Here is a 14117-nt window from a genome sequence, read left to right on the forward strand (position 1 = left end):
CCCGAAGTGCAACGGATCGTGGCGACTCGACAGCAGCTACAGCGCTTTGTGGCGGATCGACTGATCCCGATCAGGGGCGATCGGCGGCGTGCTGCCCGTAGTGGGCCGCGAGGCGGCGGAAGCCCTCGTCGAGCGACACCGCCGGCGTCCACTGCAGGTCCGCCCGGGTCCGACGCTGGTCGAACCAGTGCGCCGTCGACAGCTGCTCGGCGAGGAACCTGGTCATCGGAGGCTCATCGGTGCCCGGTTTGAGCCGCCAGGCGGCTTCGATGATCGACCCGGCGGTCTTCGCGACGGATGCCGGCACCCGCCACCGCGGGGCGCTGACCCCGCCCGCCGCGCACATCGCCGCGATCAGCTCGGCAACGGGCCTGGGTTCTCCATTGGTCACCACGTATGACTGTCCATGGATGTCGTCGACACGCGACAGTGCCGCAGCGATGGCCGAAGCGGCGTTGTCGACATACGTCGAGTCGATGAGTGCCGCCCCCGAATCCAGCAGGGGAAGCCTGCCGTGCCTGGCGCGCTCGATCACGCGCTCGACGAGCTGGGTGTCGCCGGGACCCCAGACCAGGTGGGGTCGAACCGCGACGACACGGAAAACGTCCGAATCGGCCCTCAGCACCTGCAGTTCAGCCTCAGCCTTGGTGCGGGCGTAATCTCCCCTGGCGCTGAACGGATCGGCGGCGAGCGCGTCGTCGCCGACGATCGAGGATCCGGCGTGCGCCACTGACGGCGAGGAAACGTAGACAAACCTCTCGATGCGTGCTGAACGGGCAGCGTCCATGAGGTAGCGCGTCCCCGCGACATTGACGACATCGAACTCGACGGGGTCCCCGGCGAGGGAGACCTTCGCCGCCAGGTGCACGACCGCGTCCTGCCCGCTCACGGCCGAAGCGACCTCGTCCGGTTCGGTGACCGACCCGAGAAGATCCTCGGCGCCTGCGACGCCAGACGCCCGTCGCTGGAAGCAGCGGACCTCGTGCCCGGCGGAGATCAGTTCGGCGGCGACGGCGCGGCCGAGCAGGCCGCTGGCCCCGGTGACGAGGACTCTCACGGCGAGACCATCCGCCCGCCGGAGAGGATGCCGCCGGCCCATTCCGAGAGCGCCGACCGGTTGATCTTCGAGTTGTGCCTGATGTCGGTGGGCAGGTGCGGCACGACGAGCACGGCAGCGACCGGCACGTCGACGGCAGCACGAACCGCGGCGGCGAGCTGCGGTGACGCGAGCCCGACCCGGCGTGCGACGGGAGAGGTCTCCACCACGGCGACGACCTGTTGCACGCCGCGTGGGCCGATTCCGACGACGGCGGTCCTGGCCACCCCGGCGACGGACTCGATGCGCTGCTCGGGCCCGACCGGCGTGACGACGCCGTCAGGGGTGGTGATGACGTGCGGCATCCGCCCCTCGACCCAGAGCCGGCCTGCGGCGTCGAGGTGACCGACATCACCTGTGCGATGCCAGCGCTCTCCGGGGATCCCGCCGCGCCTGCTCGCGCGGTGGGTGAGCCAGAGACGGTCGTAGTGGTCTTCGACGTGTGGGGCGGAGACGAGGATCTCGCCCGTGACGAGTGGGGCATCCGTCGGCTCGCTGGTCGCTGCACCGGCATCATCGAGAGGCGAGATCCGCACGCGCGTGGGGCCGGAGGGGGTCCCGACACAGACTCCGCCGGCACCGGTTGCGTCAGCCGATGCGTCGCGGATGCCGTCGAGGGTGATGTCGGTCATCAACAGCCCTTCGGTCATGCCGTACGGGGTATGTGCCGTCGCGCCGGGCATCAGCGCCGAGATGGCGGCGAGGAGCGGTTCGGACACCGGGGCGCCTGCGGAGAGGAACTGTTCGACGCCGCCGAGGGCACGGTGGTCGTCTGCAGTGAGGTCCCCGGCCGTCGCGACGACATTGGCCACAGCCGCCGGGGAGAGGAAGACCACTGTCGCGTCGACCGCCTTCACCGCTGCGGCAACGGCCGTCGCGGTGAGCGTCTTCGGCGAGGTGACGTCCATGTCGGGCGTGACCGAGCGCGCACCGAGGGCAGGGCCGAGCAGGGCGAACGGTGCGAATCCGGCGACGAGTCCCGTCCCGACCCCGACGCCGTACTGGGCGGCCAGGGCGTCGCGCACGGCCGAGAGCTGTGCGTGCGTGTAGACGACCCCCTTGGCGGGGCCGGTTGAGCCTGAGGTGAAGAGGATGGCGGCGGTGTCGTCGGCGGCCGGCGGCGACGGCATCCGTTCGTCCGATCCGAGGTGGATGAGTTCGGCGAGGGTGTGCGACACCCCGAGCGCGCGACGCACCGGCGCGGGGAAGGTCGCCGTCGAGATCTTCTGGCCGGGCCAGCCCAGCGCGCGGGCGGCGGCGAGGCCGGGGGCCGCACCGATGACGTGGTCGGGGCAGGCGCCGCGGACCGCGCGGGTCAGCCCGCCGAGGCCGAGTCCTGCGTCGGCGACAACCACGACGGCTCCGATCCGAAGGCAGGCGTAGAGAACGGCGACGAGGTCGGCACTCGGCGGAATGAGGAGCGACACCCGGTCGCCCTTCTTCACACCGGCGTGGCCGAGGCCTGATGCGAGCTGCCGCACCCGCCGAGACAGGAGCCGCCAGCTGACCACGCGCGGGGCGTCGCCTCCCGAAGGGACCATGTCGATGACGGCGGTCTCGGCGCTGTCGCTGAGCTCGTCGAGATAGTGCCAGAGCGGCGGGCGGTCGTGGATGGCGCCGACGGTCGGCATCGTCTCGGGGGTACGGATGCTGTCGCCCAGCCAGGTGAGCAGAGCAGACGCGTAGTCGACGTCTTCGGCAACGAGGTGGCCGGCGCCCTCGAACCGATGGACGTCAGCGTGCGGCATCCTGTCGATGAGGTCGTCGAGGTACCTGTCGCTGAAGATCGGATCGCGCGGGCCCCAGAGCATGAGCGCGGGGACACGGAACCGGGTGACGCCGTCGGCGATCCGATCGAGCTCGGCTCGGCTTTCGTGGTCTGGGGCGACGGGGATGTCTGCGACGAAACCGCCGATACCTCCGCGCCGATCCGCCGACCGGTATGGGGCGCGGTAGCCGTCCTTGACCTGCGCCGACAGCGCCGGGTGGGCGAGAGCGAGAGTGGTCTCGAGGAACGCAGGCGTCGACACGGTGGACGCGCTGAGAACGCCCGGACGAAGTGCGAGCCGGAGCGGCGCCGGGATCGGCCGCGCCTCCGGCTGGTGCACAGCGGTATTGAGAAGCATCACCCCGGCGAGCAGGTCTGGGTGGTCGACCGCCCAGCCCAGTGACACGACTCCGCCCCAGTCGTGCCCGAGAGTGATCACCCTGCCGGCCAGGCCGAGGGCGTCGGTCAGGTCTCCGAGATCCCTGACCCGCCGCGCGAGCGGGCGCACGGTTCCCGTGCGCTCCGAGAATCCCATGTCGAGCTGGTCGACGGCGACCACCCGCCAGGCGTCACCGCCGGCAGCCGCCGTGGTCGTCGCCTGGTCGACCAGTCGCCGCCAGAGGTACGACCAGGTCGGGTTTCCGTGGACGGCGAGGATGGTGCCGACCGGTTCGACACCGAGTTCGGCCAGTCGGTCGGCATTGTCGAGGAGATGCCACCCGCGATCGACGGATGCTCCGCGCTCGCGGGCCCGCACCACCCGGGAGAACGCCGGGTCGAGCCCGTCGAGGCCGGGTGGGGGCGACGCTGCCGGCGAAAGGGTTCCGGCTGCGGCGGGCAGTCGGAAGCTCACCAGGCGATTTCCATCATCGCGGTGTTGAGCCCTGAGCCGACCCCCATGAGCAGGACACGGTCGCCGGCGCGAAGGCTCGCCGACTCGCGCTCGAGAGTGATCGGGATCGATGCAGGACCCACGTTCCCGAGCTTCGGGTAGGTCAGCGGGACCCTGGTCCGGTCGATGCCGACGGCCTTGATGATGGCATTGGTGTGCACGTCGGAGACCTGGTGCATGATGTAGCGGTCCATGGCTGACCAGCTCCAGTCCCTTCGGGCTTCCTTCCAGGCGGACACGACCAGTTGCATCCCGCCCTTGAGCAGCGCCTTGGCGTCGGTGAACATGCCATCGACGCTGCCGACGCAGAGTTCGTTGAACTGGGTGGCCGCCCTGGTTACGCCACCGAGGATACGGTGACCCCCGGGGTTGGCATCCGCCCTGCCGAGCACAGCGGCTGCCGCACCTGAGCCGAGGGTCAGGCTGGCGAACTCGCTCATGAAGTCCTTGCGGCTGATGCCGTCACGGCCGAGCCGTTCGATGGTGTTGTTCTGGATGTCGTCGGCGTCTTCGCCGTCGATGATCATTGCGTATTCGATCTGACCCGAGTCGATGAGCTGGGCGGCAAGGCTCATGCCGTTCACGAAACCGAGGCAGGCGTTCGCGATGTCGAAGTTGATGGCAGACGAGGGCAAGCCGAGTCCGTGGTGCAGCTTGACCGCGACCGACGGCTCGAGGTGTTTCCGGGTCACCGATGTGTTGATGAGGAGGCCGATCCGGTCCGCGGAAACACCTGCGGACGCCAACGCGCGCTGTCCGGCATCCACGGCGGCCCGGTCGAAGGACTGGGTGTCGTCCCAGTTGCGCCGCTCGTGCACACCGGCGACGCGCTGCAGCAGCCCGGTCGGCAGTTTGAGGCGGGTGAGGACGGAACTCAGCCTGGAGTCGATCTCCTCCGACGTGGTGACGCGCCTGGCGAGGGTGCTCGTGACAGACAGCAACGCAACGTTACGGTGCGTGGTGGTCGCGTTTCCGTCCACGGGGACTCCCTGTCGAATTGCAAGATCGGGCTACATGCTGCCCACCGATTTTACGTCGCCTCAGGCTGAACGTTGACCGGCTTGCATTCTGGCGGCCGAGACGGAAGTTTCCGGTGGGGTTGCACCTGCACGCTCTGGAGGCCGTGCGGCCGCGTCCAGCGCCACCGTCGCCGCCCGTCGTCCCTCGGCGATGAGGCGGGGCACATCGCGCATGGTCCACTGCGCCATCCCCTCCATCTCGGGTTCGATCAGCACGATCGACGGGTCGCGCCTGAGGTCGGCGGTGAGGTTCTGGGTTCGCATCATCCGCACGTTTTCCCACTTGGCGTGCAACCTCACCACGATCGTGCGGGATGCGCCGAGAGCGCGCGCGGCGTCGACCGGGACGTTGTCGAGGATGCCGCCATCCGCCAGCAGCGCGTCACCGCGGCGTACGGGCGGGAGGAGGCCGGGGACGGCGATCGTCGACCTCAGTGCAACGCTCAGCGGTCCTTCGTCGATCGTCACGGTGCGCCGGGTTCGAAGGTCGGTGGCGACTGCAGCGAATCGGCGGGGAAGCTGCTCGATCAGCGGATCGACGCCGAGAGCGCCGCGCACCGCATCCGCGAGCGCTTCCGTGTCGAGCAGGCCCCAACGGGGAACGGACGACCACCTGGCGATCGCGCGCCAGCGGAACCCGAGCGCCGCATTCTCGATCGCCGACGGTTCGATGCCTGCGGCGTAAGCCGCTGCGACGAGCGCGCCCGAACTGGTCCCTGTGGCGATCCCCGGACGGATGCCGCGTTCGGCAAGCACCTGGAGAACGCCGACGTGGGCGGCTCCGAAGGCGCCCCCACCGCCGAGGGTGAGCCCCAGGGTGCGATCGTCGCTCACGTGGTTCCTCCTGCGCGCGGTCAGGAAAGGAGAAAGCCCCGAGGTGGCGAGACCTCGGGGCCACATGGGAAGAGGCTTTGAGAGCCTTTCCCCGTAGCAGGAGCGGGATTCGAACCCGCGACCTCACGATTATGAGTCGTGCGCTCTCACCAACTGAGCTACCCTGCCGCGAAACTTCGCCCGGCTGTCCGAGAAAGTAACGAGCCCCGAGTCGGGTTTGAACCGACGACCCCTTCCTTACCATGGAAGTGCTCTACCACTGAGCTATCGGGGCGCAACCATTTCAAAATGGCACCAGTAGAGAATAGCACCACTCTGGGTGCCTCTTGAACAGCGTGCCGCTGGAAGGCGCTTCGACGTAGCATGGGGCGAGGACGCCCATGAATACGAACCCGAACGCCCCGGCAATCGACATCACCCTCGGCGACCGATACCGGCTCATCAGCCTGATCGGTACCGGCGGTATGGCGTCGGTCTACCGTGCCCGCGACGAAACCCTCAACCGCGACGTGGCGATCAAACTGTTCAGGGTCGCTTCGACAAATCCGTCGGACTTCCGGCGTCAGCAGGGCGAGGTCGCGATGCTGGCCAGCCTCAGCCACCCGGGCCTCGTCACCCTCTTCGACGCCGGCAACGACGAGACGGACCCTCTGAACCCGCGCTCGTACCTCGTGATGGAACTGATCTCGGGCTCGGACCTCCGCAACGCACTCGACACCGGACCGCTCCCCGTTGACGAGGTCCGTCACATCGGCGCCGACCTCGCTGACGCGCTCCACTACATCCACGAGAAGGGTGTCGTCCACCGGGATGTGAAGCCCGCGAACATCCTCCTGGCCCACACGGCTGGGACGGACACCAGGGCGCATCCGAAACTCAGTGATTTCGGCATCGCCAGGCTCGTCGACGGTGCCCGCCTCACCGCGACGCACTTCACCGTCGGCTCAGCCGGCTACCTGAGTCCGGAGCAGGCCCGAGGCGACAATGTCGGACCTGCCACGGACGTCTACTCACTGGGGCTCGTCCTGCTGGAGTGCATCACCGGCGAACGGGCGTTCGCCGGACACGGTCAGGAAGCCGCCCTCGCCCCGATCACTCGCGATCCCGCCATCCCCGACGACCTCGACCCGCTCGTCGCCGAAACGATCGCGGCGATGACGTCGCGCACGGCGGAATCCAGGCCCAACGCGCACGAGGTGGCCCTTGCATTGAGAGGTATCGCTCCCGTACACGGATTCCGGAAGAGCGCGGACGCCGAATCGGATGCCACGGCGGCGATGACCGCGCTGGCCGACGTCGCCCCGGAACCCACCAAACTCCTCCCGGTGCAGACCGAGACCGAGGTCACTGCCGTCCTGGAGAAGGGGCCGCCCCCGCTTCCCACGCGCTCCCCTACGACTGCCGCTCCGGCCCGACGCACTCGCGCGTCAAGGACTCCGAAGAAGCGGACCCGCACGCTCGTCATCGCCGGCGCCATCGCCGCCGTCGTGCTCGCCGTCGCTATCGGCATCGGTGTGATGAACGGACAGCGTGAGGCGACCCCCGCCGTCGACTATCCCGCCGTGCCTGGGACCATCGGCGAGCACCTCAAGGATCTTCAGGACAGCGTGACGCCATGAGACTACGACTTTTTTCAGCGATCGCCTCGGCCATTCTCGTTGTCGGGCTCACCGCCGGCTGCCAGACCAGCGCACCTGATCTCGGTGCCGAGCAGGCCAAGGCATTCCAGGCCCGCGTGCTGACTGCCAGCTCGTCCGTCGCGGACGGTGGGTATGCCGCCGCACTCGAGGAGCTGACAGCACTCGAAACCGAACTCGACGCCGCCGCAGCGGATGGCACCGTCTCGTTCTCACGCCATCAGCGCATCGATGCCGCACTCTCGGCGGTGAAGGCAGACCTCCAGGCCGCGATCGACGCCCAGGCCCCCGCCGAGCCCGCCGAGCCCGCCGAGACGGTCGCACCGGTCGTACCGACGGACGAGACCGACACTCCTCCCGATGAGGAGACCGAAGCCGAGAAGAAGGCCAGGGAGGCGACGGAGAAGGCAGCTGAAGAAGCCAGGAAAAAGGCGGAAGAAGCCGCGAAGAAGCTCGCTGAGGAACAGAAGAAGGCCGACGAGAAGGCAAAAAAGGACGCCGAAAAGGACGCCGAGGATGATGGCGAAGACGGCGAGGAGTGAGTGGATGGCGCTCCACGGCACCCAGACCGTTCTCCTTCGCACGGCGCTCGTCTCGGCGCTCGTGTTCGGGCTCTCAGGGTGTCAGAGCGCTCCGTCTGACCTGAGTCCCGGCGGGGCGGAACAGCTTCAGACCCGCGTGCTATCGATCACCACCGCGATCGCGGACGGCAGCTACCCGGGGGCGCTCGACGAAGTGGCCGCACTGGAAGCGGATCTGGATGCCGCAGCCGCTGACGGGACGATCTCGTTCTCCCGCTACCAGCGCATCGAGGCGGCACTGACCGTGGTCAAGGCCGATGTCCAGGCTGCCGTCGACGCGCAGGTCACTCCGGCGCCGACCGAGACGGCGACGCCCGTCGCGCCGGTCGACGACGATGACGATGACGAGGGTCCAGGAGCTCCGGGCAAAGACAAGGACAGAGGGAAAGGGAAAGGCAAGGACAAGCGGGAGAAGCCCGCGAAGCCGAAGGGCTAGCCGACGGGAATCCCCCGCAACGACCAGGCCAGGAACACCGGCCCCTGTGCCTGTACCCGGATCCCGTCCTCGCTGGCCAGCAACTCTCCTTCGCCGAACAGCGGGACGGCATCCGTGACGCCGGCGACGGCATCCGGTTCGAGCAGGATGTCGACGTCTGAGCGCGCGGCGACGATCAGGATGCTCTCGTCAGCACTCTCCCGGACGAAGGCGAGCACGTCATCGCCGACGTGAAGCCAGCGCATCCCGCCACCGTTGAGTGCGGGATGGCTGCGCCTCAGCCCGATCAGTGCCGCATAGAGGTCGATCGTGTCGGCAGCCGCGTCGAGCTCTCCCCACGGGATCGGCGTCCTGGAGTGTTCTCCGTCGACGCCGGTCAGTCCGAACTCGTCGCCGGCGAAGACGACAGGGATCCCCGGGAGCGTCATCGACAGTCCTACGGCGACGGGGATGACGCCGGGGAGTGCCCTCGTCGCGAATCGCGGGGTGTCGTGGGTGTCGAGGGCGTTCATGTTCGCGAGGCGGGTGCGCCAGGGGAACCCGGCCGAGAACTGGCGATGCGCCTCGTAGAACTGGACCGCGCTGTAGGTCGGGATCGCGTCCATGGTCATCCCGAGGCCGCCTCCTGCCGGGCTCCCCGGCCGGGACAGCCAGCCCCACAGCGGTCTGGTGAAGTTCGCGTAGGTCATGGCACCGTGCCAGGCGTCGCCCTGGAAGTCCGTCGAGGCGTCGTTCGTGGACTCGGCCAGGAGGATGGTGTCCGGGTTCACGTCGATCATCGTGCGTCGGATCGTCTGGCGCACGTCGGCGTTCAGATCCTCGTCGCCGTATCTGCCTGTCATGTTCGCGACGTCGATGCGCCAGCCGTCGAGGGAGTACGGAGGTTTGAGCCAGGCCGCGACGACCGAGTCGTCCCCGCCGATGAATCGACGGCGCAGTTCGGGCGAGTTCCAGTTGAACTTGGGCAGGCTGGGCACGCCGAGCCAGGACGCGTAGGTCTCCTGCTCGTCGTCCAGCCAGTGGTAGAAGTCGCTTTCGACGGCTTCGGGATGCCGGTGGGCGGCAACGAACCACTCGTGGGCGTCTCCAGAGTGGTTGCTGGTGAGGTCGCCGATGACAGTGAGCCCGCGAGCGTGGGCGGCGTCGGTCAGCCGCGCCAGGGCTTCGTCCCCACCGAGGAGCGGGTCGACGGTGTCGAAGTTGGAGGCGTCGTAGCGGTGATTCGACCGGCCGGGGAACACAGGCGTGAGGTACAGCATCGTCACACCGAGTCGCTCGAGGTGGTCGAGACGTTCGACGATTCCGTCGAGGTCGCCGCCGTAGAGCTGCGACGACCGCGCAGGCGGGACCAGGTCGACGGCATCCGTCCATTCGGCGGGGATCGCCCAGTCCGGGATCTCGCGGTCGTCTGCGGCAGCCGAGCGGGCGAAACGGTCGGGGAAGACCTGGTACATCACCGTCGACGCCGCCCAGGTGGGCGCAGGCGGGTGCGTCGTCAGCTTGAAGTCTTCGCTGTCCAGCGTCTCGATCCGGAAAACCCCTCGCGCGTTGACCCAGAGGTCTGTACCGTCGTCGAGCCTGACGAGGAACCGGTACCCGTGCACCGGATTCTCGATGAGGATCTCCGCTTCCCACCAGACCCAGCCGTCTGCGGCGTGCAGCCGGTCGGCTGTCGAGAGCCGGGGCTCCCTGTCCGGGTTCGACCTGACCCGCACGGCCCTGACCGGACCGAGCGCCTCCGGGACACGGATGCGCACGCGAACCACGTCGCCCAGGTCAGGCGAGAGGTTGGAGACGTACAGCGGTGAACCGTCGTGGTGCGGTTCGAGCACGCTACTTGACTGCCCCAGCGGTCAGACCGCTGACGATGTACTTCTGCAGGTAGAGGAACAGTGCCATCACGGGCAGTGCGGCAAGCACGGCACCGGCGGCGAATACGCCCCAATTGCTCGTGAACTCGTCCGAGACGAACTGGTACAGCCCGACGGCAAGGGTCTGCTTCTCCGGGGTCACGAGCACGACGCTCGAGATGACGAAGTCGTTGGTGGTGGCGATGAAGCTCAGCAGGCCGACGACCGCGAGGATCGGCGCGACGAGGCGCAGGATGATCGTGAAGAAGATCCGGGCATGGCCGGCACCGTCGAGCTTGGCGGCCTCATCGAGCGACGACGGCACCGTGTTGAAAAAGCCGTACATCAGGTAGGTGTTCACGCCGAGCGCGCCTCCGAGGTACACCATGATGAGTGCGATCTGGTTGTCGAGCCCCAGGATCGGGAAGATCTCGCCGAGCGTCGTCAGGAGCAGGAAGATGGCCACGACGGCGAGCAGCTGCGGAAAGATCTGCACGATCAGGAGTGAGAGCAGCCCCATGCGTCGGCCGGTGAAACGCATCCGGCTGAAGCAGTATGCGGCGAGGGCGCCGAGGAAAACGGTACCGACTGCCGTCGTGATCCCGATGACGAGGGTGTTCGCGAACCAGGCGGCGTATGGCCGCTGCGGGTTGTTGAACAATTCGACGTAGTTGTCGACGCCGATCGATGAGAACAGCCCGTTGGACTGGAGCAGGGTCCCGATCGGGTTGAGGGATGCCGACAGCACGTAGAGCAGGGGGAACACCGAGAAGACGATCATGACGATACCGATGAGGTGCCGCCATCCGGTTGCCGCGAACCAGCGGGAGAACTTGAACGGTCGCTTCTCGGGGATCGGCAGCGGCGAGGACGTCGTTCCGGAAAGAACGGGTGCTGAGGTACTCATTAGTTCAGATCCTCCAGGGCCTTGGTCTGCCGGAAACTCACGATGGAGATGATCGCGACGATGAGGAAGATGATGATCGAGAAGGCGCTGGCGAGACCGTAGTCGCGGTTCGCGCCGACGAACGCCACCTTGTAGACCATCGAGATCAGGATGTCGGACGCGCCGACGTTGATGCTGGCTGCGGCATCCCGTGGCCCACCGTTCGTGAGCATGTAGATGAGGTTGAAGTTGTTGAAGTTGAACGCGAACGACGCGATCAGCAGCGGTGCGATCGAGACGAGGAGAAGGGGGAACTTGATCCGCCTGAACACCTGCCACGGGTTAGCGCCGTCCATCTTCGCCGCCTCCTGCAGCTCATCCGGGATGGATTGCAGCGCTCCGGTGCAGACAAGGAACATGTAGGGGAAACCGAGCCACAGGTTCACGAAGAGGATGCTGAACTTCGCCAGCCACTCATTGGTGAGCCACGGGATCTCCGCCCCGCCGAGGAGCGCGAGGTTGACGAAACCGAAGTCCTTGTTGAGCATGCCCGCCCAGACCAGTGCGCCGAGGAAACCGGGGAAGGCATACGGCAGGATCATCAGCACGCGGTAGAACTTGCGCCCGCGCATCCGCATGTCGTTGAAGACGATGGCGAGGAAGAGGCCGAGGACGAACGTCGTCGCGACGCTGAGCAAGGCGAACGCGAAGGTCCAGGCTGTGACGCTGAGGAGCGGCCCGCGGATGCTCTGGTCGGTGAACGCCTTCACGTAGTTCTCGGCGCCGACGACGACGCTCCAGCCCGGGAGGAGTTCCTCACCGCTCTCGGAGGTGAATGCGCCGTTGCCTGTGTCGGAGTAGACGACCCCTGTGTCGGTGTTCGTCATGGTGTCAGCGGCTTCGTCGAAGCTCAGCGTCGAAAGATAGAGGTATGCGCTCGAACCGTCCGGCGTCCGGAGCGCTCCATCGTTTGGATCGTCCGAGATCTGCACGGTCATGGCCGCGATGGCGTCCTGGTTGGCGATGATCTCGGTGAAGTCGAGGGTGTTGTACCCGGGGACGCTGACTGCCTTGTCGCCGGACATCTCGGCGTCGGAAACCTCGGTCAGCGGCGTCTCGGTGTTACCGATCGACACCTCGCCGTCCGGGTCCGTGACGAGGAAGTTGAAGGCGCCGAGTTGCTCGACGATCGTGAGCCCGTATGTGGGCGAGTCGGGAACACGGTACTGGGCCGACTGGATCAACGCGGTGACGGCGTCGTCCTTGGTGCTGTTGTGGCCAGTGCCGTAGTTGGTGAAGGAGATGTAGGCCGTGTAGCCGATCACGAAGACCTGGAAGATGAGCAGGAAGATCAGGCCGGGCGCCAGGTACTTCAACGGGAGCAGTCCGCGCTTGAAATAGATGACATTGATGGCCGCGGTCACGACCAGCACGATCGCGAAGATCACCCAGTCCTGCTTGAGGAACAGGATGAACAGCGCGTAGACCGCGATGGCGTCGACGACCGCGAGCAAGCCGATCTTGACCAGCAGGGCGACGATGCCCCCAGATGCGTGCTCGGCGATCCGCCCGGCGCGCTTCGATCGTTTGGACTCGGCGATCTGCGGGGTGTTCTCGGTGGTCGTGGGCTTCGTGCCTGTGCTCATTGTCGCCTCAGTGTGTTTCGTGGCATCGACGGGACGAGAACGCCGGCCGGGAAGCGGATGCTGCCCGGCCGGCGATGCGTCTCGTTATTCTGCGATCGCAGCCTGGATGTCTGCGGTCATCTTCGTCCAGAGCGACACGGGGTCGCCACCGTCGATGATGGCGGCTTCGGTGACGCCCCAGAACTGCCAGACCTTGCCCATCTGCGGGATGGACGGCTGCGGGACACCGTTGGCGCCGACTTCACCGAACGCGGCGACGATCGGGTCGGATGCGGCCTTCTCGAACGAGGCGGTCAGGGCCGGCGGGCGCTGGCCCTTCTCGAACAGGGCCGTCTGGACTTCTTCGGTGCCGATGAAGTTCGTGAGGAACTCGTTGGCCGCGAGGGTGTTCTTGCTCTTCGCCGAGACGAAGAAGCCCTGGACGCCCACGAACGGCTGTGCGACCTCGCCACCCGCGGACGGGATCGGGTCGACGGCCACGTCGATGCCGGCTTCCTGAGCCGCTCCGACGTTCCACGGGCCGGTGATGAAGTACGGGCTCGCGCCGGCGTTGAACTTCTCCTTGGCGATGTCACCCGTGATCGACGTGCTCAGCAGTCCTGCAGCACCCTGCTCGCCGAGCCAGGTGGCGAACTCGGTGCCCTCACCGATCTGAAGGTCTTCGGGGTTGTAGCTGCCGTCTTCGTTGGTGCCGAAGACGGGGGCGCCGAAGGAGGTCTGGAACGGGTACAGGTGGTACGGGTCGCTCTCGGGACCGACCTGGACGAGGAACGGGAACTCGGTGCCTGCGGCCGTGCCGTCGGCGACCATGTCGTTGTAGTCCGTCGGTGCCTCTGCGGCGAGCGCCGTGTTGCGGAGCAGCGCGATGTTCTCGATCGCGTACGGCAGACCGTAGGTCTTGCCCTCGTAGCTCATCGCCTGGACGGCGACGTCTTCGAACTCAGCGGCCTTGTCGCCGAGCTCGATCGGCTGGACGACACCGTTGGTGACGAGGTTGCCGAGCCAGTCGTGCGCCCCGATGGTGATGTCCGGGCCCTTGCCCGACGGAACCTGGGCGATGAACTCGTCCTGGATCTTGGCGAAGTCCTTCTGGACCAGCTTGACCTTGACGCCGGACTCCTTGGTGAAGTCGGCAGCCGCGTCCTTGAGGACGGGTGCGCGGTCGGCGTCGACCCAGACGGTCAGGGTCGCGTCGGATTTGTTGTCGTCGTCGGAGGTGTTCCCACCGCCGGCGCATCCGGCAAGCGCGATCGTCGCGATGGTCGCAATCGCGCCGGCCTTCAGAAGTGAAGAGTTTTTCACCCTCATTGGTGTGTGCCTTTCATCAGGATCCTGTCGAGTGAGTGGCCTCGTTGCCGCCCTCGGATGCCGGGTGCTGTGTCCCGTCTCCCTCGTGGGGAGCTCCTCGGAAGTGAAAGGCCGTTCTCTCGGTGCCCGCAATACTGCAAGCGTTTCCAGATATACCTCCTCGA

Annotated in this window: 11 protein-coding genes and 2 tRNA genes; 3 read left to right on the plus strand and 10 right to left on the minus strand. The window is 67.0% G+C overall.

Translation table 11 applies throughout. The annotated features are described in order from the left end of the window. Positions 1 to 70: 70 nt before the first annotated feature. The 6 genes from AC1M2K_RS03700 to AC1M2K_RS03725 form a co-directional block, all read right to left on the minus strand. Complete coding sequence (locus AC1M2K_RS03700) at positions 71 to 1057, minus strand: NAD-dependent epimerase/dehydratase family protein (protein ID WP_480239883.1); 987 nt, start codon at positions 1055 to 1057, stop codon at positions 71 to 73. Next, positions 1054 to 3717: an alpha/beta fold hydrolase gene (locus tag AC1M2K_RS03705; RefSeq protein WP_480239884.1), complete on the minus strand. Its 2664-nt coding sequence runs from the start codon at positions 3715 to 3717 to the stop codon at positions 1054 to 1056. Before AC1M2K_RS03705 ends, AC1M2K_RS03700 begins: the two co-directional genes overlap by 4 nt. Continuing rightward, complete coding sequence (locus AC1M2K_RS03710; protein ID WP_480238069.1) at positions 3714 to 4736, minus strand: 3-oxoacyl-ACP synthase III; 1023 nt, start codon at positions 4734 to 4736, stop codon at positions 3714 to 3716. The genes AC1M2K_RS03705 and AC1M2K_RS03710 overlap by 4 nt, the downstream gene beginning before the upstream one ends. A gap of 60 nt (positions 4737 to 4796) precedes the next feature. Continuing rightward, on the minus strand, positions 4797 to 5609 hold the full coding sequence (locus tag AC1M2K_RS03715; RefSeq protein ID WP_480239885.1) for a patatin-like phospholipase family protein: 813 nt from the start codon (positions 5607 to 5609) through the stop codon (positions 4797 to 4799). A gap of 94 nt (positions 5610 to 5703) precedes the next feature. Then, positions 5704 to 5777 (minus strand) — tRNA-Met (locus tag AC1M2K_RS03720). A gap of 34 nt (positions 5778 to 5811) precedes the next feature. Further along, positions 5812 to 5883: transfer RNA gene (locus AC1M2K_RS03725), tRNA-Thr, on the minus strand. Positions 5884 to 5989: 106 nt separating this feature from the next. Here AC1M2K_RS03725 and AC1M2K_RS03730 point away from each other — a divergent pair. The 3 genes from AC1M2K_RS03730 to AC1M2K_RS03740 are packed head-to-tail and all read left to right on the plus strand — an operon-like array spanning position 5990 to position 8263. Continuing rightward, positions 5990 to 7228 (plus strand): serine/threonine-protein kinase, encoded by a 1239-nt coding sequence (locus AC1M2K_RS03730; protein WP_480239886.1) that lies wholly within the window; start codon positions 5990 to 5992, stop codon positions 7226 to 7228. Continuing rightward, positions 7225 to 7788: a hypothetical protein gene (locus tag AC1M2K_RS03735; protein ID WP_480239887.1), complete on the plus strand. Its 564-nt coding sequence runs from the start codon at positions 7225 to 7227 to the stop codon at positions 7786 to 7788. The genes AC1M2K_RS03730 and AC1M2K_RS03735 overlap by 4 nt, the downstream gene beginning before the upstream one ends. Continuing rightward, positions 7763 to 8263 carry a hypothetical protein gene (locus tag AC1M2K_RS03740; protein ID WP_480239888.1) on the plus strand — a complete coding sequence of 167 codons (501 nt, stop codon included), beginning with the start codon at positions 7763 to 7765 and terminating at the stop codon, positions 8261 to 8263. Before AC1M2K_RS03735 ends, AC1M2K_RS03740 begins: the two co-directional genes overlap by 26 nt. On the opposite strand, the gene AC1M2K_RS03745 is transcribed toward AC1M2K_RS03740, so the two are convergent. The 4 genes from AC1M2K_RS03745 to AC1M2K_RS03760 form a co-directional block, all read right to left on the minus strand. Further along, positions 8260 to 10095, minus strand: coding sequence for a glycoside hydrolase family 13 protein (locus AC1M2K_RS03745; protein WP_480239889.1), 1836 nt, complete (start codon positions 10093 to 10095; stop codon positions 8260 to 8262). The genes AC1M2K_RS03740 and AC1M2K_RS03745 overlap by 4 nt on opposite strands. Position 10096: 1 nt before the next feature. Then, complete coding sequence (locus AC1M2K_RS03750; RefSeq protein ID WP_480239890.1) at positions 10097 to 11020, minus strand: sugar ABC transporter permease; 924 nt, start codon at positions 11018 to 11020, stop codon at positions 10097 to 10099. Further along, entirely contained in the window at positions 11020 to 12645 is a 1626-nt protein-coding gene (locus AC1M2K_RS03755) for an ABC transporter permease subunit (protein ID WP_480239891.1), read from the minus strand. The genes AC1M2K_RS03750 and AC1M2K_RS03755 overlap by 1 nt, the downstream gene beginning before the upstream one ends. Before the next feature lie 84 nt (positions 12646 to 12729). Then, positions 12730 to 13953 (minus strand): sugar ABC transporter substrate-binding protein, encoded by a 1224-nt coding sequence (locus AC1M2K_RS03760; protein WP_480239892.1) that lies wholly within the window; start codon positions 13951 to 13953, stop codon positions 12730 to 12732. Positions 13954 to 14117: the final 164 nt, after the last annotated feature.

It is taken from the genome of Mycetocola sp. Y171, assembly GCF_056713165.1.

Coding starts and splice junctions, on each gene's coding strand:
- AC1M2K_RS03750 (WP_480239890.1), bottom strand. CDS start 11,020: ATGAGTACCTCAGCACCCGTTCTTTCCGGAACGACGTCCTCGCCGCTG.
- AC1M2K_RS03755 (WP_480239891.1), bottom strand. CDS start 12,645: ATGAGCACAGGCACGAAGCCCACGACCACCGAGAACACCCCGCAGATC.
- AC1M2K_RS03760 (WP_480239892.1), bottom strand. CDS start 13,953: ATGAGGGTGAAAAACTCTTCACTTCTGAAGGCCGGCGCGATTGCGACC.
- AC1M2K_RS03735 (WP_480239887.1), top strand. CDS start 7,225: ATGAGACTACGACTTTTTTCAGCGATCGCCTCGGCCATTCTCGTTGTC.
- AC1M2K_RS03740 (WP_480239888.1), top strand. CDS start 7,763: ATGATGGCGAAGACGGCGAGGAGTGAGTGGATGGCGCTCCACGGCACC.
- AC1M2K_RS03730 (WP_480239886.1), top strand. CDS start 5,990: ATGAATACGAACCCGAACGCCCCGGCAATCGACATCACCCTCGGCGAC.